Origin of the sequence: Chthonobacter albigriseus, assembly GCF_013839445.1 — a bacterium.
Classification (GTDB): Bacteria; Pseudomonadota; Alphaproteobacteria; order Rhizobiales; family Pleomorphomonadaceae; genus Chthonobacter; species Chthonobacter albigriseus.
Window position 1 is genome coordinate 390936 of the sequence record NZ_JACDIT010000002.1, and the last position, 18304, is coordinate 409239.

The window sequence follows — 18304 nt, forward strand, 5'->3', positions numbered from 1 at the left end:
GCCGTTTTGTGTGCGCAACATATATACAGAAAACAGAATAGTTCATCATGCGATCGCGTCTTCTGGCGGCCACCTTCCTCGCGGCCGCATGGTGTGCCCCCGTCCATGCCGAGATCGTCGCGCGGCCGACGCCGACGGCGGGCGCCGTCATCGACGTCAAGACGGGCGAGGAGATCGCCTTCGTCGACAGCGCCGGCTGGCACGGCGTCGACATCACCCAGGCGGTGCTTTCCGGCGACACGCTGCGCACCAACGCGCTCGGCCAACTCGCGGTGCTCTTTGCCGACCAGACGCAGATCCGAGTCGGCCGAAACACCACCCTTGTGGTCAAGGAGGTCGGCCCTGCCGGGGCGCGTCTCGCCATGCCGGCCGGTGCTATCTGGGCGCGGGCGGCCCGCGGCGGCTCCGGCGTCACCATCGACACGCCGGCGGCGGCGGCCGCCATCCGCGGCACAGACTGGTCGCTCGCGGTCGGGCCGGACGGCCGCACCACGCTCGTCGTCATGGAAGGAGCGGTCGAGCTCTCCAATCCCCAGGGCTCGGTGACGGTGCGCCAGGGCGAGGCGGCGGTAGCTGCAATCGGCGAAAAGCCGACCAAGATCATCCTCGTCGACATCGACGACCGCGAGCAGATGCTGTTCTACGTTTCGCTGCGCGGCGCCTACACCTTCCTGCCGGCGTCTCCGCTGCCATCGCGCAGCATGCTTGCGGAGCGCAGACGTCTCGCCGGACAGCCGGATGAGGCGCTCTCGACCGACGATCTCGTCACCCGCGCGGAGCTGGCGATCTCCTTCGACGGCGTTGCGGCGGCCGAGGCGGCGGTGGCGACCGCCCGCGCCCGCAGGCTTTCCGCCGGGCAGGCAGCCCGGCTCGATCTGGTCGAGGCGCTGATCGCCGGCGCGCGCACCCGCTACGGGGACGCGGCGCGGCTCTTCGCGCGCGCCCTGCCCCGGCTCGATCCCGGCCGGCGCGACGTGGCGGCCTACGGCGGCTACTTCGCCCGCGCGCTCGCCGATCCGTCGCGCGTCGAGCAACCGCCCGCGATGACGTCGGGCGGCCCCTACGCGGCGCTCGCGGAAGCCTACGCGGTCGGCCACCAGACCAACCCCAGGGCCGCCATCGCCGTCATCGAGCGGGCCGAACGGCGCTGGCCGGACGAGGCCGTGCTGCCGGCCGTGCGGGCGATGTTCGCGCTGCTCGACGGGGACCGCGAAGGCATGCGGGCCGCCGTGGAGAGGGCGGTCTCGCTCGATCCGGAAAACCCCGTCGTCCTCCATGCCCGCGCCGAATACCGGTCCGGCATTCTCTCCGACCTGCCCGGTGCCGAGGCGGACCTGAAGAAGGCGATCGCCCTGCAGCCGGGCAACGCCGATCTCTGGAACTCGCTCGGGCTGCTCTACCAGGAGCGCGGCGCCACCCGCGAAGCGGAAGCGGCGATGCGCCGGGCGATCGAGCTGGAGCCGGAGGACCCGGTCTCCTACGTCAACCAGTCGATCCTCTATCTCGACCAGAACCGCCTTGACGAGGCGAAGACGATGATCGACGAGGTCGGACGGCGCGACCCGGCCTTCCATGTCGTCCACCTTGCCCGCGGCCGCTACCACCTCGCCCGCGGCGAGAACGACCTCGCCATCCAGGAATTCCTGAAGGCCTCGGTCGCCAATCCCGCCTATTCGAACGCGCTGCTGCTCCTGTCGGCCGCCTACTATCAGAACGGCGACTTCGAACCTGCCGCGCAGGCGCTGGAGAACGCCGCGCGGCTCGATCCGAACGATCCGTCCGTCCCGCTGTTCGCCACGGCCATTGCCATCGACCAGTACCGGTCCGACGAGGCCATCGAGAGCGCCCGGCATGCGCTGGAGCTGCAGCGGCTGCGCGGCGGCGTCTACGCCTCCGTCGGCGCCAGCCGCGAAACGGGATCCACCGTCGCCAACGCCTTTCGCTTCGCCGGGCTCGATGCCTGGGGGCGGGCCTATTCCGACATCGCCTTCGATCCCTTCGTTTCCACCGGCTACATCGACCAGGCGATCTCCGGGACGCCGAACCCGTTCTTCACGGCGGGAAGCTATGGCCAGGAGAACCCGGACTACGTCGACAGCCCGCAGTCCTTCTCCTCCCTGTTCCAGGGCCTGCTGCTCGATCCGCTTTCCATCTCCGCGCCGTCCAAGCAGCTGCAGATCGTCCGCGCGCCGTTCCTGGAGGCCGAGATCGGCGCCGGCTACGCCTTCGGTGACGGCGAGGGCCCGACCGCCAGCGTCCAGGTGCAGGGCTTCTCGCAGACGCCGATCCCGGTCAGCGTCGCGGTGGCGGCCAACCTGCGCCGCTTCGACCAGGATTCCTCGACCTTCTTCGATGACCCGAACAGCGCGACCGTCCTCGTCGGCGCGACGCCGACGCCCAACGACCGGGCGCTGCTGTTCGGCACCTACTCGGAGAGCGAAACCGGCTACACCGGCGAGCCCAACTTCCTCGGCGATGCGGCCGACGTCACGTCGGCGCGCGCCGGCCAGCTCGGGCTCGGCTGGAGCCACACCATCGGCGACCGCAACGTCGTCAACGCGGCGCTTTATGCGGCGCGCAGCCACGTGGAAACGTCGCAGATCCTTCTGCCGATCCTCACCCGCTTCGACAGCAACCTGGAGCGGGGCAGCTATCTCGCCGCGCTCAACCACATGGTCGCGCTCAACGACGCGGTGACGCTGCGCTACGGCGTCGAGGCCGGGCATGTCACGGCCGACGACACCACCACCATCAACTTCGCCAACGTCGTCTTCGACACCACCGACAGCCGCACCGACACCACCTTCGGCAGGCTCTACACGGATGTCATCGCCAAGCCGACCGACGCGCTGACGCTGGAAGCCGGCGTCGTCGCCGCGGTGCTCGACGAGACCGGCGACGATCCGGATCCGACCATCGAGCCACGGGTCGGTCTCGCCTTCGCGGCCTTCGAGGGGCACACGGTCCGCCTCGCCGCGATGCGCGAGACGCTGATCCCCTCCGCGCTGACGCTCGGCCCGGTCGGCGTCGTGGGCATCCAGTCCGCCGTGTCGCCGGTGGAAACCGGCGGCCAGGTCGACACGCTGGCGGTGCGCTGGGACGCGGAGTGGTCGTCGCGCTTCTTCACCAGCCTGGAGTACCGCCGCCAGTACCTCGGCGACGTCAGCATCGATCCGCCGGCCGCCCTGCCCTTCGACCTCGACGAGGGCACGATCGACCGGGTCAGCCTCACCGCCAACGCCGCGGTCGGCGGCGGCTTCGGGCTGTTCGGCACAGTCGCCTACGCCCGGTCGGAGGGCGAGCAGGACAGCGACGGAGCCGGGGTGCCGTTCATCCCGGACTGGTCGGCCCGCGCGGGCCTCACCTTCGTCCACCCCTCGCGGTTCAAGGCGACGCTCGCGGCCACGTACGTCGGCGAGCGCGACAGCAACGACGGGGCGACGCTCGGCGACTACGTCACGGTCGATTCCAGCCTCAGCTGGGAATCGCCCGACCGGACCTTCCAATTCGAGCTTTCCGGCTACAATCTCCTGGACGAGGACTTCACCATCGCCTCCGGCGTCCCCGGCTGGGGACGCACCGTGATCGGTACCGCCACCGTGAGATTCTAGGAATGGCCGAGCGCATCAGACGACGGCGCGGCGCCGCCGTCGCGGGCCTCGCTGCCCTGATCGGCCTCGCGGTCGCCGCGCTCGCGCAGCTGCCGGCCGCCGGCCTTGTCGACGCGCGGCTCTACGACCTCATCTCCACCGCCCATCCGCCCATGCCGCCGGCCGATGTCGTCGTGGTGGCGATCGACGAGCCGTCCTTCGCCAACGTCGGCGAGCAGTGGCCGTGGTCGCGCTCGATCCACGGTGCCCTCGTTCGCGCGCTGCGCGAAGCGGGCGCGCGCGCGATCGGGCTCGACCTGATCTTCGCCGAGCCGTCCGCGCCGGAGGCCGACGCCGCGCTTGGGCAGGCGCTCGGGCCGGACGTGGTGCTCGCCGCCGACGAGACGCTGATCGAGACGCCGCAGGCGAGCCAGGTGATCCGCAGCGAGCCGCTGCCGATCCTCACAGAAGGCGGCGCGGCATCCGGCCTCGCCTCCGTGGTGCTCGACGGCGACGGCGTGCTCCGCCGCCTGCCGCCCTTCGACGACAGTTTCGCCCGGCGCATCCTCGCCGCCGCCGGCGAGCCGGCCCGGCCCAGCCGATCGGGCGACCTTCTCGCCGCCTTCGGTCCGGCGCGGACGATCCAGACCGTCTCCTACTACCAGGCGCTCGAACCGGAGACCTACCTGCCGCCGGACTTCTTCAAGGGCAAGATCGTGCTCGCCGGCCTCAGCCTGCAGTCGGCGCCCACCGTCGACGCCGGTGGCGCGGACGCCTTCGCCACGTCCTTCACCACCACCACCGGTCGGCTCGTCGCCGGCGTGGAGGTGCAGGCGACCGTGTTGGAAAACGTGCGACGCGGCCTGTACGCCCGGCCGCTGCCGACCCTCGCGGGGTTCGGCGTCGTGGTTCTCGCGGCACTGGCCGCTGGGCTCGCGGTCATCGGCGGAACCGGCGCGCCCACCGTGCTCATCGGCGTCGCCGGCACCCTCGTCCTCGCCGGCGGCAGCGCCCTCCTCCTGCACGGGACGAACCTCTGGATCTCGCCGGCCGCGCCGAGCCTTGCCTTCCTCGCCGTGCTTGCCGCCCAGGGCGGTTTCGACTACGCGGCCGAGCGCCGGCTGCGGCGGACGATCACACGTGCCTTCTCGCAGTATCTCGCGCCGGAGATGGTCGATAGCCTCGCCCGCGACCCGTCCGCGCTGAAGCTCGGTGGAGAGCGGCGCACGCTCACCATCCTCTTCTGCGACGTCCGCGGCTTCACCACCATTTCCGAGCGGCTGAAGGACGACCCGGAACGCCTCACCAGCCTGATCAACCGGCTGCTCGATCCGCTCTCCGACGCCGTCCTGAAGCGCGGCGGCACCATCGACAAATATATCGGCGACTGCGTGATGGCCTTCTGGAACGCGCCGCTCGACGACCCCGACCACGCCGTCCATGCCGTGGAGACTGCGCTCGCCATGGTCGCCGCCGCCCGCCGCTTTGATGCCGCGCTCCACGCCGAGCCGCAGCCGGGTGGCACGCCGCTGCCCTCGATCGCTGTCGGCGTCGGCATCAATACCGGCGACGTGGTGGTCGGCAACATGGGCTCCACTGCCCGCTTCGACTACACCGTGCTTGGTGACGCGGTGAACCTCGCCTCCCGCCTGGAGGGGCTCTGCAAGACCTACGGCGTGCCGATCGTCATCGGCGACAGCACCCGCACCGCCCTCGGCGACCGCTTCGCCACGCTGCCGCTGGATCGCATCGCCGTGCGCGGGCGCAGCGAGGCCGCGCGGGTCCATACGGTGCTGGAGGACGCCGCCGGCCTGACGGCGGAGACGGCGGCGCTGCACGAGGCCGTAGTTGAGGCCTTCGCGGCGGGAGAGCTCGCGGCCGACGACGCCCGGATCGCGCGGCTGGAGCAGGCGGTCCCCACCCTCGCCGGCTTCTACGCCTCGCTTCGAACGCGGGCCGGCGCGACATGACGGGCGCTGCGGCTACCCCTCCCGGTTCACCCGGCCGCGCTCCTCGGCAATCTCCTCCACCGTCCGTTTCAGCGCGGGGTTGCCCTCCAGCACCCGATCGAAGTCCGCCTTGCCCAGACGCAGCAGCGCACAGAAGCCGAGCGCCGTCACGTCGCCAGAGCGGGGCTGGCCGGTGAGGAGGGCCATCTCGCCCACCACGTCGCCGCGGCCGAGGCGAAAGACGGCACGGCCGGTGTCGACTTCCACGGCGCCGGAGGAGATCAGGTAGGCCGCGTCGCCGCGCTCGCCCTTCCGGATCAGGCGATGGCCGGGATAGACGAACACCGGCCGCAGCGCTTGGGCGAGCGCCGCCCGTTCCGCCGGGCCGAAGCCGGCGAACAGCGGCTGGCGGTCCACCAGCGCGCGGGTGTCGAGCCCGAGGTCCAGCGCCGGGCGTGCGGCGGCGCGCAATTGGCCGGAGGCGACCTCCTGAAGAAGATCGCGCTCCACCTCCGCGTTGATCAGACCGTTCTCGGCCAGCGCCGTCACCTCGGTCAGCTCCACGGCGAGCCCGAGCCGTTCCAGGAAGCGGGTCTCCAGCGCACGGGCGTAATCCGGATACTGCAGCCGCAGCGCATCGAGCCCGCGCTCCACGTCGGCGCGGCGCTCGTCAAGGGCGGCCTCGATCGCGTCCTGGACCTCCGCCCCGAACACCGGACCGATGTCATCGCGGGCGAAAGGCGCCAGTTCCTCCAGCACGATCCGGTGCAAGAGCAGCTCCTCGGTCCGGTCGGCGAGGCGGCGGGCGAGCAGGCGGTCATAGCCGAAGACGCGGTGGAGACGATAGGCGAGCCGGTCCCGCCAGGTGAAAGCGATCGCCTCCGCCGCCGCGGCGGTGTAGCCGGCCCGGCCCTTCAGCCTCGCGCCGTCGATCCGCGACCGCGCCTCGGCGAGCAGCCGTTCGACCAGTTCGGCGGACACCGTGCCGTCGCCGGCGTGGGAGAGCACGATCTCCCGCTCGCGGCCGGCGATCGCCACCAGCCCGAGCGCGATCCGATCGTCCAGAGACAAAACCGACGCTCCATCCGCCGCGTTGCGGGCGGAACGGCCCCGCGCGCGGTAGGTCGCGACCGCGGCCTCGGTCAACGGCGCGTCCAACCGGAAGGCCTCGGCGCTCTTCTCGATCCGGTCGGCGACGCGGGTGTAGGCGACCGCGATCGCCTGGTCGCGCAGCACCTCGTCGACCGGGGTCAGCCGGTTGAGGCCGAGGCTCTTCATCAGCGGGCGCATGGTGAGGCCCTGGACCAGCATGGTGAAGAGCGTGAAGCCGGTCGCCAGCACGGCGACGAAGCGCGTCACCTCCGCCGGCATGGCCTGGTTCTCCGTCACCGCGAGCGCCAACGCCAGGGTTGCAGCCCCGCGCAGGCCGCCCCACAGGATGACGAGGCGATAGTCGCGCGAGACCGGCGGCGACCATTTCGCCGCGGCGAGCAGCGGCATCACCACGAAAAGGATCAGCCAACGCGCCACCAGCGAGGCGATCACCAGCACCACAAGCGCCACGCCGTCGAACCAGGTGATGCCGCCGATCAGGCGGGGGATCAGGATCGCGGCGAGGAGGAAGATCAGCGTGGAGGCCCAGAAGGCAAGCTGGTCCCAGATGCCCTTCAGGTACTTCCATGCGGCTGGCGTCATGCGCGCGGGCCCGGTGCTTGCCAGAGTCAGCCCCGCGGTCACCACGGCGATCACGCCGGAGAGGTGGAAGATCTGCTCGGCCACCGGGTAGACCAGGTAGGGCAACGCCAGGCTGAGCGAGACCTCCACCAGCCTGTTGTCGCCGACGAAGGCGATCAGGCCTGCAAAGGCGCGGGCGACGACGAAACCCACCAGCGCGCCGCCGAGCGGAATCACCACGAAGTCCAGCGCCACCACCGTCCCGTCGAGCGCGGTCACCTGCGTCAGGATCGCAGTGAACACCACAAACATGGTGATCGCGGCCGCGTCGTTGAGCAGGCTCTCGCCCTCCACCAGCCGCACGAGCCGCTCGGGCGCGCCGACGTCCTTGAAGATGCCGATCACCGCCACCGGGTCGGTGGTCGCCACCACGCAGCCGAGCAGCAGGCAGGCGACCAGCGGCACGCCCGACACCGGCCAAAGCGCCAGGCCGATCACCAGCGTCGCCAGCACCACCGCGATCACGGCGAGCAGCAGGACCGGCACGGCGTCGTCGGCGAGTTGGTGCATGTCCATGCCGAGCGCCGAGTGGAACAGCAGCGTGGGCAGGAAGACGTAGATGAAGAGGTCCGACGAGATCGGCGGATCGGCGAAGAACAGCGCGATGGAGGCATCGGGCGGCACCAGGCCGCCATAGATCAGCAGCGAGGCGATCAGGCCGACACCGACGCCGGTTGCGGCCAGCACCACGCTCGCGGGAAGCCGGATCGCCTGCGCGACGGGCTCGGTGAGGGCGATCGCCGTCAACAGCGCGGCGAACACGAGAACGAGCGACGGTGTATCCATGGAAGCGAGACGATCCCCTCGGGGCCAGCGGGCGCCACGCTATCCAATGCGCCCAGGCGCACCAATTGTCTCAACTTCCAAGGTGTCCAGTCGAAGCCCGCCTCACGGCCGCGGGGTCGGCAGACGGCCCTTGGCAAACCAGGTGACGATTCGGTCCGAGAGGGCGGCCGGCAGAAGGCCGGTCACGGCGAGGATGGCGGCCGTGAAGAACGGCACGGCGATCGACGAGCGTCCGGCCACCAGGTGGTGCGAGATCACCCGCGCCACGCGCTCGAAAGCCGGTCCCACCTCGGTCTCGGTGTCGGACACTTCCTGCGGGGCCACGAAGCCCGGATAGACCACGGACACGCCGACCCCGGTGCCGGCCAGCATGCCGCGCAGCGCCACGCCGTAGCCGCGCACCGCGTACTTGCTGGCGCTGTAGCCGGGCATCCGCGGCACGGCGCGCAGGCCCGCCAGCGCCGAGATCACCGCCACGCGGCCCCTGCCCCGCCGCACCATGCGCGGCAGCACCGGCTCGATGGTGTTCAGCATGCCGAGGTAGTTGATGTCCATCAGCCGGCGCGTCTCGCCCTCCGGCTCCAGCTGCCCGGCCGGGGTCGGCCAGCCCGACACGCCGGCGTTGGCGACCAGCAGTTCGATCGGCGTATCCTGGTCGAAGCTCCAGAGCGCCTCCTCCAGCGCCGTCCGGTCGCGCACGTCGAGCACGCGGATCCGCACCAGCGCGCCCTTCAGCCGGCATTCTTCCGCCACCGCCAGCAGGCGCTGGCTGTTGCGGCCGATCAGGAGGAGGTTGACGTCCGGCCCGGCGAACTCGATGGCCAGCGCGCGGCCGAGCCCGCTCGACGCGCCTGTCAACGCGATGCTCCTATAGGCCGTCCGCATCCATCCCTCCCCAAGCGCAGGCTACGGCGAGGCAACGCGCGAACCGACGCGTTTGTTCGAAGGAGGTGGAATTTTAGGGTGGGTCCGTGTATATACAATTTCTATGTGAGTGTAAGGACAGGATGGTACGATGCCCCTCAGCATTCGGGATGCCCGGGCAGCGACGCTCGCGCGCGACTTGGCCCGGCGACGTGGAACGACGATGACGGCCGCCATCGTGCAGGCGCTTGAGAATGAACTGAAGCGGGAGAAGGAAGCCGTTCCGTTAGCGGAACGACTTTCAGCACTGGCAGCGCGTGCAAAGGCCATGAGCGGGCCGAATCCCCGTCCCATGTCCAAGGACGAGCGCGACGCGCTGTGGGACGACAGCTGATGGTGGTCGACACTTCGGCGATCGTTGCAGTCGTGACGGGAGAGCGACGAGCAGCCGATCTGTCGGCTGCCATGGCCGCTTCAAAGCGTTTGCTCGTCTCGCCGATGACTCGCCTCGAAGCGGCGATCGTTCTCTCGACGCGCCTTGATATCGCACCGGTTCAGGCGGAGGCAGTGTACGACGAGTTCATCGAGGAGGTGGGTGCCGTTTCGGTGGTCTTGTCCGACGATGTTGCCAGAGAGGCCGTCCAAGCCTACAGCCAATACGGGAAGGGCCGGCATCCCGCCCGGCTCACTCTGGCTGACTGCGTCGCCTACGCGATCGCCAAAGCCGAAGGTGCAAGCCTGCTCTTCGTCGGCCACGACTTCGCCCGGACGGACGCCCAAAGCGCGCTCGCCGATCCGAGCCCCTGACCTCGCGACCGCCCTACGCCGCGACCTTGCCGCCGAGGGCGGCGGCCATGAGCTGGCGGGTGTAGGCCTCGCGCGGGGCGTCGAAGATGGCGTCGGTCGGGCCTTCCTCCACCACCTTGCCGTTCTTCATCACCATGATGTGGTCGGACAGCGCGCGGACCACCGCCAGGTCGTGGCTGATGAAGAGGTAGGCGAGGCCGTGCTTCTCCTGGAGGTGGCGGAGCAGGTCGACGATCTGCTTCTGCACCGAACGGTCGAGCGCGGAGGTCGGCTCGTCGAGCACAACCACCTTGGGCTTCAGGATCATCGCCCGGGCGATGGCGATGCGCTGGCGCTGGCCGCCGGAGAACTCGTGCGGGTAGCGGTTTCGGGACGCCGGGTCGAGCCCCACCTCCCGCAGCGCCTCGACCGCGCGGCGGTCGCGGTCGGCGGCGGAAAGCTGCGGTTCGTGGACCAAGAGCCCCTCCGTCACGATCTGGCCGGCGGTCATGCGCGGCGACAGCGAGCCGAACGGGTCCTGGAAGACGAGCTGCAGCTGCCTGCGGTGCTTGCGCATGCCGGCGCGGTCGGCGGTGGAGATGTCGTGGTTCTCGAACCGGATCTGGCCGACGCCGTGGTTGAGGCGCAGGAGCGCGCGGCCGAGGGTCGACTTGCCGGAGCCGCTCTCGCCCACGATGCCGATGGTCTGCCCGGCGTGAAGGGCCAGCGAGACGCCGTTCACCGCCTTGATCTCGATCGGGGCGCCCGCCAGGAAGCCGCCGCCGAGCTTGAAGGTGACGTTGACGTCGCGGCCCTCCAGGAGCACCGGGGCGTCGATCGGCGGCGGCTCCTTGCGGCCGGTCGGCTCGGCCTCCAGCAGCATCCGCGTGTAGGGATGCTTCGGCGTGGCGAAGATCTCGGCAACGCGGCCCTCCTCCACCACCTCGCCGGTGCGCATCACGTAGACGCGGTCGGCGAAGCGGCGGACGATGCCGAGGTCGTGGGTGATGAAGGCGATCGAGAGGCCGGTGCGGGCCTTCAGGTCGGCCAGGAGCTCCAGGATCTGCGCCTGGATGGTCACGTCGAGGGCCGTGGTCGGCTCGTCGGCGATCAGGAGCTTCGGATTGCAGGAGAGCGCCATGGCGATCATCACCCGCTGGCGCTGCCCGCCGGAGAGCTCGTAGGGGTAGCTGTCGACGCGGCGTTCGGGTTCCGGGATCTGGACGAGGCGCAGCAGCTCCACCGCTCGCTCGCGCGCCTGCCGCGCGCTCAGGCCGGCGTGGTGCATCAGCGGCTCTGCGATCTGCCGGCCCACGGTGTAGAGGGGGTCCAGCGAGGTCATCGGCTCCTGGAAGATCATCGTCAGTTCCGAGCCGCGGACGCGGTTGATCTCGCGCAACGGCAGGCCGATCAGCTCGCGGTCGCCGTAGCGGGCCGAGCCCGTGGCGCGGCCGTTGGCGGCAAGCAGACCCATCACCGCCATCATAGTCTGGCTCTTGCCGGAGCCGGATTCGCCGACGATCGCCACCGTCTCACCGCGACCGACGGCAATGTCGACGCCCTTCACCGCGTGCACGTCGCCGCTTGGCGTTTGAAAGCGGACGTGGAGGCCGCGGATGTCCAGCACCGTGTCGGTCATCGTCAACGGTCCTTCGGGTCGAGCGCGTCGCGCAGGCCGTCGCCGACGAAGTTGAGGGCGAACAGGGTCACGACGAAGAAGACGGAGGGGAAGATCAGCAGCCAGGGCGAGGCCTGCATGTTGGCGCTGCCCTCGGCGATCAGCGTCCCCCAGCTGGTCAACGGCTCCTGCACGCCGAGGCCGAGGAAGGAGAGGAAGCTCTCCAAAAGGATCACCTGCGGAACCAGCACGGTGACGAACACCACCACCGGACCGATGGTGTTGGGGATCACGTGGCGGCGGATGATGGCCCAGGTGGAGAGGCCCATGGCGTTGGCCGCCTCCACGAACTCGCGGCGCTTCAGCGACAGCGTCTGGCCGCGCACGATGCGGGCCATCTCCAGCCACTGGATGGCGCCGATGGCGGCGAAGATCAGCGCGAAATGGCGGCCGAAGAACACCACCAGCATGATCACGAAGAACATGAAGGGCAGCGAGTAGAGGATCTCCACCAGCCGCATCATCACGTTGTCCACCTTGCCCCCGATGTAGCCGGAGGCGGCGCCGTAGACGACGCCGATGACCAGCGCTACGAAGGTGGCGAGCAGGCCGACCACCAGCGAGATCTGGCCGCCGATCATGATGCGGGCGAAGAGGTCGCGGCCGTTCTTGTCGGTGCCCATCGGAAAGTACTGGCGGTTGACGCTGCCGGTGATCGTCATCGTCCGGCCGTCGTCGGCGGTGCTCGCCACCGTGGCGCCGTCGAACTCGTCCGGGCGGTCGAGATAGCGGGTCAGGCGTTCGTCGATCGGCTCGTCGTCGGTGAGGACGGCCGAGTAGCTGCTGCCGGTCACCTCGAACTCGGACAGCGTCACCCGGCCCCGCTCCACGGCGCCCGTCATCACCTCCTCCAGCGTCTCCTCCTCCGGATAGGGCGTCAGGCTCGGCGGCACCCCGACGTAGCTGCCGAAGATCTCGTCGTAGCGGTGCGGGTAGACCCAGGGACCGGCGAAGCAGACCACGGCGACGAAGGCCAGGATGATCAGGCTGGTCACCGCCGCCTTGTTGCGCTTTAGCCGGGCGAGCGCGATCGAGCCCAGGCTCTGTCCGGCGCCCTCGGCAGGGGCGAGCTCGAGCGGGGCGGGAACGTCACTCATAGCGCACCCTCGGGTCGATCACCGCGTAGAGCACGTCGACGATCAGGTTGAACACCACGATGAAGAGCGAGATCAGCACCACCGTGCCCATCACCAGCGTGTAGTCGCGGTTGAGGGCGCCGAGCACGAAGTAGCGGCCGACGCCCGGCAGGGAGAAGATGGTCTCCACCACCACGGAGCCGGTCAGAACGCTGGCCGCCGTCGGGCCGAGGTAGCTCACCACCGGCATCAGGGCGGATCGGAGCGCGTGCGTCACCACCACCGAGCGCGCCGGCAAGCCGTAGGCGCGGGCGGTGCGGACGTGGTCGGCGCGCAGCGATTCCAGCATCGCGCCGCGGGTCAGGCGGGCGAACACGGCCAGCTGCGGCAGCGCCAGGGCCAGCACCGGCAGCACCAGCTCGCGGAAGCCGCCGTCGCCCCAGCCACCGGCCGGCACCCATCCGAGGATCACCGCGAAGACAAGCGAAAGCACCGGTCCCAGCACGAAGTTCGGAATGGTGATGCCGAGCGTCGCCACCGACATCACCGCATAGTCGAAGGCCGAGTTCTGCCGAAGCGCGGCGTAGGTCCCGACCGCGACGCCGCCGACCACGGCGATCAGCAGCGCCCAGGATCCGAGCACCAGCGAATAGGGCAGCGCCTGCAGGATCAGTTCGCTGACGGTGTAGTCCCGGTAGATGAAGCTCGGTCCGAAATCGCCCTGCAGCACGTTTTTCAGGTAGTGCCAGTACTGCACCACCAGCGGCTGGTCGAGCAGGTAGGTTTTGTTCAGCGCCGCCAGCACCTGCGGCTCCAAAGGCCGTTCCAGGTTGAACGGCCCCCCCGGCGCCAGCCGCATCATGAAGAACGAGATGGTGACGACGATGAACACGGTCGGAATGGCCGACAGCAATCGTCGAAGGACGAAACGGAACATGTGCACCACCTGCTCGGTGTGAAACTCAGCCATCAGACCAAATTCTAAAGGGTAGCCAGGCTCCCCCGCCTCCCCGCCTCCCGCCGTCATGGTCCGCGAAGGCGGACCACCCACGACTTTTTCCGGCCCGCGGGTTCCCAACCCCTCACGAACACCCTCACGCCCCAATGCGTGGGTGGTCCGCCTGCGCGGACGATGACGTGTCGGGGGTGAGACGGGTGAACACCGATCAACGCTCCGCCGGGCGGCACCCAATCGAGCCCACTCTCCTTCACCCCCACTGCCGTCATGGTCCGCGAAGGCGGACCACCCACGACTTTTTCGACAGGCAGGGGGCCAACCATCTACCGAACGGCTTCCAGCCCAAATACGTGGGTGGTCCGCCTTCGCGGAGCATGACGGGTTTGGGTGGAATGCACCTCGCACCTGCCGGCGCAACGCTCCACGCCCCGAAGACGGAAGCCGTGCGGCCCCCGTCTCCGGGTCTCTGCGGCGTCACTCGATGGAGAGGTACTTGGTCAGGTGCTCGTTGACGGCGTTGTTCTCGAAGCCCTTCACCTTTCGGTTGACGAGCCAGAGCGAGCCGTTGTTGAGGAAGGGCGAGACGGGCTGTTCCTTGGCCATCAGCGCCTCGGCCTTCTGCAGCACCTCCATGCGCTTGGCCGGGTCGGTCTCGGCGTAGGACTGCTTCATCAGCGCGTCGTAGTCGGCGTTCTTCCAGTGGCCGTAGTTGAAGGTCGCGTTTTCGGACGTCAACAGGCTGAGGAAGTTCTCCGGATCGGCGTAGTCGGCCGCCCAGCCGGCGCGGGCAACCTGAAAGATGCCGCCTTCCTGCAGATAGGCGTAGTGCGACTTCACGTCGAGGTTTTGCATGGTCACCTCGACGCCGATCGCCTTCCACATGTCGGCCACGGCAGTGGCCACCTTCTTGTGGTTTTCCGAGGTGTTGTAGCGGATGTCGATCTTCAGCGGCTTGCCGCCCTCACCGTAGCCGGCCTCCTTCAGCAGTTCCTTGGCCTTGTCCTCGCGGTCGAGCTGGTCCATCGAGCTCCACTCCACGGGCACGGGCGTGTAGCCCTCCATGCCCGGCGGCACGAAGGCGTAGGACGGCAGGTAGGAGTTGGTGAAGATCTTCTCCGACAGGAAGTCGCGGTCGACCGCCATGGAGAGCGCGGTCCGCACCCGCACGTCGTCGAAGGGCGGGGTCCGGTTGTCGAACACGTAGTAGTAGGTCGCCAGGTTGGGGGCGACCTTGATCTGGTCGGCGCCGAGCTTCTCGGTCAGAAAATCCAGCTGGTCGGCCTGGAACTGATAGACGACATCGAGCTCGCCGGCCTCGAACATGCGCTGGGTGGCCGGCATGTCCTCGGTCAGCGTGTAGACCACCTTGTCGATCTTGACGTTCGCCGCGTCCCAGTAGTTCGGGTTCTTGGCGGCTGTGATCTCGCCGCCGGCGACGAAGCCGGTCAGCACGTAGGCGCCGTTGGAGATCATGTTGCCCGGCTTGGTGAAATCCTTGCCGAACTGCTCGATGTTGCCCTTGTGGACGGGGATGGCGGTGTAGTGGGTGGCGAGCTGCAGGAAGTAGGGCGTCGGCCGCTCCAGCGTCACTTCCAGCGTCTTGGCGTCGATCGCCTTGAGGCCCACGCCCGCCACATCACCCGTCTTGGTATTGTAGGCCTTGGCGCCCTTCACGGGGTGAAGCATGAATGCATACTCGGCCGCCTCGTCCGGGTTGAGCAGGCGGGTCCAGGAATAGACGAAGTCGTCCGCCGTCACCGGGTCTCCGTTGGACCACTTGGCGTTCTCGCGGATCTTGAAGGTGTAAACCGTCCCGTCGTCGGACACCGTCCAGCTCTCGGCCGTGCCGGGCACCACCTTGCCGGTGGGGTCGTAGATCGTCAGGCCTTCGAAGAGATCGCGGACGACGAAGCCCTCCACGTCGATCGAGATATGCGCCTGGTCCAGCGTCTGCGGTTCGCCGCCGTTGCCGCGGCGGATCGTGGTCTCCGCGCTCGCAGCCGAGACGGACACCAGCAGCGTGGCCGACAATAGCGCCGCGGCCAGCCCGCGGTGAAGGGACAGTGTCATCGACAACCTCCTGTTCTTGCGGAGGCCGGCATGCCGCACTGCGACACCCCTGGCCGAGCCTCCGGATGAGGCAAGGCTATTCGCCTGTTCGGCGGTGGCAACCCTTATTTTTACGGATGCCCTTCGGGCAGTTCGGTTTTTGAACGCCGCGGGCAACAATCGGGCGCGTAGGACGGCAGCCCTTTCCAGTGGCAACCAAAGTCGGCGCGGCGGCATTCGTTTCGTTGCTGCGAGATCACGAGGTCGTGATCAGCCCGGTTTGTGGTGCGCCGTCCAGTGCCAGGCGATGTCGATGCGGCGGGCGAGCCAGACCTTGTCGTGGCCGAGCACGTAGTCGACGAAGCGCTGCAGCGCGGCGATGCGGCCGGGGCGGCCGACGAGGCGGCAGTGCAGGCCGATGTTGAGCAGCTTGGGGGCGCCCGCCTCGCCTTCGGCATAGAGGACGTCGAAGCTGTCCTTCAGGTAGCTGAAGAACTGGTCGCCGGCGTTGAAGCCCTGGTTGGTGGCGAAGCGCATGTCGTTGCTGTCGAGGGTGTAGGGGATCACCAGGTGGGGGCCGTTCGGCCCCTGGATCCAGTAGGGCAGATCGTCGGCGTAGCTGTCGGAGGAGTAAAGGAAGCCCCCCTCCTCCATCACCAGGCGCGTGGTGTGCTCGGACGAGCGGCCGGTGTACCAGCCGAGTGGGCGGGCGCCGGTCACCGCCTCGTGGATGCGGATCGCCTCAAGCATGTGCTCGCGCTCGGCCTCGGCGGTGAAGTCGCGGTAGTCGATCCACTTCAGCCCGTGGCTGGCGATCTCCCAGTCGGCCTCCTTCATGGCCGCCACCGCTTCCGGATTGCGGGCGAGCGCGGTCGCGACGCCGTAAACTGTCACCGGCACGTTGCGCGCGGTGAACAGCCGCCACAGGCGCCAGAAGCCGGCGCGGGAGCCGTATTCGTAGATGGACTCCATGTTCATGTGCCGCTGGCCGGGCCAGGCCTGCGCACCGACGATCTCCGACAGGAACGCTTCGGACGCGGCATCCCCGTGCAGGATGTTGTTCTCGCCGCCCTCCTCGTAGTTGAGCACGAACTGCACGGCGACGTTCGCGCCGTCCGGCCAGGCGGCGGCGGGCGGGGTGCGGCCATAACCGACCATGTCACGCGGATACGAAGCGTCCATCCTCACCCTCTCGATACTGTTCGCATTTGCGGTAACGTCCGACAGGACCGGCATGTTTGCAAGCGCCGTCGTCTGACGACCCGCCCCCCGGCCTGACGGGCCATCCACCTTCCCTCCCGCTCCCCCACTCGTGCCTTCCCGGCGCCTCCGCTTCCCCGTCTTTGTGTCCGCGCCGGCGGACCCACGAGATCTTTCTTTCGCTGGGCCCGGATCGGCCGAACTGCTGATCGACAGTGTAGAACGACGAAGGTTGCTGTTGTGAAAAAGTAACTGTCATTCCGCGCGAGCGGCTGATTCGGACGCTTGCTTCGCGGCAGATATTGATTAGGTCCTTCACTTGCCTGATAAATGAGCCTTGTTTTTCGTGTACTTTTTACTTCTGCCATCAAGCACCAAGACGGGGCTGCGTTTCAAATGGCAAACAATCGCATCCTTGTGGCTTCGGGCCACGGCAAAGACATGTCGTTGTTCGTCACCAACTGCTTCGAGTTCTCATCGATCATCGAAGCAGCCGGGGACGTCGATCTTGTTGCGCCCAAGCGCCGAAAGCGGTCCTTTCTGGGCGACAAGCTGAACCGCGTCGCCAACAAGCTTCGGCGCGTCGCCAGAAAACCACGCCGGATCGAGATGGAGCCGTATGTCATCGAGGATGACTACGAGTTCTTCTTCTTCGTCTGCCTCAACGTCGACCAGCTCGTTGACGTGCCCGCCTTCGTCAACCGGCAAGACAAGTGCCGGAAGTCGGCGGTCATGCTGCTGGAGGTGATCAACAGCGAATTGGCGAGCCAGACGGAGACGCTGCGTCTCCTCGACACGTTCGACCACGTGTTCGCGTTCAGCCGGCACAGCGCGGAAGCCCTGCAGCAGTATACGAAGACGCCGTGCTCCTTCCTGCCGGGCGGAGCGGATTGCCTGGCCACCGGCCCGGCGTCGCTGAAGACCGAGCGGCCGATCAACGTCTACAGCATGGGCCGGCGGTCGGAAGACCTGCACTGCCAGTTCCGGTCCTGGTCCGACGAGGGGGACTTCTTCTACGTCTACGACATCGGCCACGGGCTCACCGCCTACAGCTTGAAGGACGCGCGCGCCCTCACGCTCTCGATGATCCGGCGGGCGCAATATTTCATCTGCTACAACATGATGGTCGGTCCGAAAGCCAAGCTGCTCGGCGGCAAGGACTGGATCCCGTTCCGCTTCTTCGAAGGGGCTGCCGGCGGTGCGGTGATGATCGGGTCGCGGCCGGAATGTGCCGAGTTCAAGGACCTGTTCGACTGGCCCGATGCGGTGATCGACATGCCGGAGGACCCGGCGTCGGCAAGGCCCCTCCTGGAATCGCTCAACCGGGATCCCAGGCGGGTGACCACCATCCGCTACCGAAACATGGTGGAGGCGCTTCGCCGGCACGACTGGGTGCATCGCTGGGAGAATGTGCTGGTCAGCATGAGCGTCGCGGTGCCGGCGGGCGTTATGGTGCGCAAGTCGGCGCTGGAGGAGCGCATCGTCACCCTCTCGGCCGAATACGAGTACCTGATCAACCTCCTGTCGAACATCACCCCCGGCGCCTGAGCCGGGCGGCCATCTATATCACCGGATCGGTTCATCGAACCGTCATCTAGCCGTCGCCGTACCGTTAAGCGAGACCGATAGGTTCC

Annotated in this window: 12 protein-coding genes; 5 read left to right on the forward strand and 7 right to left on the reverse strand. The window is 68.4% G+C overall.

Annotated elements, in window-relative coordinates; all coding sequences use genetic code 11:
- Positions 1 to 47: 47 nt before the first annotated feature.
- Both HZ321_RS09995 and HZ321_RS10000 read left to right on the forward strand, forming a co-directional pair.
- A complete protein-coding gene (locus HZ321_RS09995) occupies positions 48 to 3611 on the forward strand; it encodes a tetratricopeptide repeat protein (RefSeq protein ID WP_181702138.1) in 3564 nt (1187 codons plus the stop codon).
- A 2-nt stretch (positions 3612 to 3613) separates the two neighbouring features.
- On the forward strand, positions 3614 to 5560 hold the full coding sequence (locus tag HZ321_RS10000) for a CHASE2 domain-containing protein (RefSeq protein ID WP_181702139.1): 1947 nt from the start codon (positions 3614 to 3616) through the stop codon (positions 5558 to 5560).
- A gap of 12 nt (positions 5561 to 5572) precedes the next feature.
- Here HZ321_RS10000 and HZ321_RS10005 read toward each other — a convergent pair whose 3' ends face one another.
- The gene (locus tag HZ321_RS10005) at positions 5573 to 8059 is read right to left on the reverse strand and encodes a cation:proton antiporter (RefSeq protein WP_181702140.1); all 2487 of its coding nucleotides are present in this window, start codon (positions 8057 to 8059) and stop codon (positions 5573 to 5575) included.
- Positions 8060 to 8161: 102 nt separating this feature from the next.
- Positions 8162 to 8944 carry an SDR family NAD(P)-dependent oxidoreductase gene (locus HZ321_RS10010; protein WP_181702141.1) on the reverse strand — a complete coding sequence of 261 codons (783 nt, stop codon included), beginning with the start codon at positions 8942 to 8944 and terminating at the stop codon, positions 8162 to 8164.
- 130 nt (positions 8945 to 9074) lie between these two features.
- Here HZ321_RS10010 and HZ321_RS10015 point away from each other — a divergent pair, with 130 nt between their 5' ends.
- Both HZ321_RS10015 and HZ321_RS10020 read left to right on the forward strand, forming a co-directional pair.
- A complete protein-coding gene (locus tag HZ321_RS10015) occupies positions 9075 to 9317 on the forward strand; it encodes a type II toxin-antitoxin system VapB family antitoxin (RefSeq protein WP_181702142.1) in 243 nt (80 codons plus the stop codon).
- Positions 9317 to 9730: a type II toxin-antitoxin system VapC family toxin gene (locus HZ321_RS10020; protein WP_181702143.1), complete on the forward strand. Its 414-nt coding sequence runs from the start codon at positions 9317 to 9319 to the stop codon at positions 9728 to 9730. The genes HZ321_RS10015 and HZ321_RS10020 overlap by 1 nt, the downstream gene beginning before the upstream one ends.
- Positions 9731 to 9743: 13 nt before the next feature.
- Here the strand turns inward: HZ321_RS10020 and HZ321_RS10025 are convergent, their stop codons facing one another.
- The 5 genes from HZ321_RS10025 to puuE all read right to left on the reverse strand — a co-directional run bounded on the left by HZ321_RS10025 (position 9744) and on the right by puuE (position 16652).
- Complete coding sequence (locus tag HZ321_RS10025) at positions 9744 to 11348, reverse strand: ABC transporter ATP-binding protein (protein WP_181702144.1); 1605 nt, start codon at positions 11346 to 11348, stop codon at positions 9744 to 9746.
- A 2-nt stretch (positions 11349 to 11350) separates the two neighbouring features.
- Entirely contained in the window at positions 11351 to 12484 is a 1134-nt protein-coding gene (locus HZ321_RS10030) for an ABC transporter permease (RefSeq protein WP_181702145.1), read from the reverse strand.
- Positions 12477 to 13400, reverse strand: a complete 924-nt coding sequence (gene oppB / locus HZ321_RS10035; protein WP_181702203.1) for an oligopeptide ABC transporter permease OppB — start codon at positions 13398 to 13400, stop codon at positions 12477 to 12479. The genes HZ321_RS10030 and oppB overlap by 8 nt, the downstream gene beginning before the upstream one ends.
- Positions 13401 to 13895: 495 nt before the next feature.
- Complete coding sequence (locus HZ321_RS10040) at positions 13896 to 15491, reverse strand: peptide ABC transporter substrate-binding protein (protein ID WP_181702146.1); 1596 nt, start codon at positions 15489 to 15491, stop codon at positions 13896 to 13898.
- Between the two features lie 249 nt (positions 15492 to 15740).
- Positions 15741 to 16652, reverse strand: a complete 912-nt coding sequence (gene puuE, locus HZ321_RS10045) for an allantoinase PuuE (protein ID WP_181702147.1) — start codon at positions 16650 to 16652, stop codon at positions 15741 to 15743.
- A gap of 459 nt (positions 16653 to 17111) precedes the next feature.
- Here puuE and HZ321_RS10050 point away from each other — a divergent pair, with 459 nt between their 5' ends.
- The gene (locus HZ321_RS10050) at positions 17112 to 18218 is read left to right on the forward strand and encodes a glycosyltransferase (protein WP_181702148.1); all 1107 of its coding nucleotides are present in this window, start codon (positions 17112 to 17114) and stop codon (positions 18216 to 18218) included.
- Positions 18219 to 18304: the final 86 nt, after the last annotated feature.

Coding starts and splice junctions, on each gene's coding strand:
- HZ321_RS09995 (WP_181702138.1), top strand. CDS start 48: ATGCGATCGCGTCTTCTGGCGGCCACCTTCCTCGCGGCCGCATGGTGT.
- HZ321_RS10000 (WP_181702139.1), top strand. CDS start 3,614: ATGGCCGAGCGCATCAGACGACGGCGCGGCGCCGCCGTCGCGGGCCTC.
- HZ321_RS10005 (WP_181702140.1), bottom strand. CDS start 8,059: ATGGATACACCGTCGCTCGTTCTCGTGTTCGCCGCGCTGTTGACGGCG.
- HZ321_RS10010 (WP_181702141.1), bottom strand. CDS start 8,944: ATGCGGACGGCCTATAGGAGCATCGCGTTGACAGGCGCGTCGAGCGGG.
- HZ321_RS10015 (WP_181702142.1), top strand. CDS start 9,075: ATGCCCCTCAGCATTCGGGATGCCCGGGCAGCGACGCTCGCGCGCGAC.
- HZ321_RS10020 (WP_181702143.1), top strand. CDS start 9,317: ATGGTGGTCGACACTTCGGCGATCGTTGCAGTCGTGACGGGAGAGCGA.
- HZ321_RS10025 (WP_181702144.1), bottom strand. CDS start 11,348: ATGACCGACACGGTGCTGGACATCCGCGGCCTCCACGTCCGCTTTCAA.
- HZ321_RS10030 (WP_181702145.1), bottom strand. CDS start 12,484: ATGAGTGACGTTCCCGCCCCGCTCGAGCTCGCCCCTGCCGAGGGCGCC.
- oppB (WP_181702203.1), bottom strand. CDS start 13,400: ATGTTCCGTTTCGTCCTTCGACGATTGCTGTCGGCCATTCCGACCGTG.
- HZ321_RS10040 (WP_181702146.1), bottom strand. CDS start 15,491: ATGACACTGTCCCTTCACCGCGGGCTGGCCGCGGCGCTATTGTCGGCC.
- puuE (WP_181702147.1), bottom strand. CDS start 16,652: ATGGACGCTTCGTATCCGCGTGACATGGTCGGTTATGGCCGCACCCCG.
- HZ321_RS10050 (WP_181702148.1), top strand. CDS start 17,112: ATGTCGTTGTTCGTCACCAACTGCTTCGAGTTCTCATCGATCATCGAA.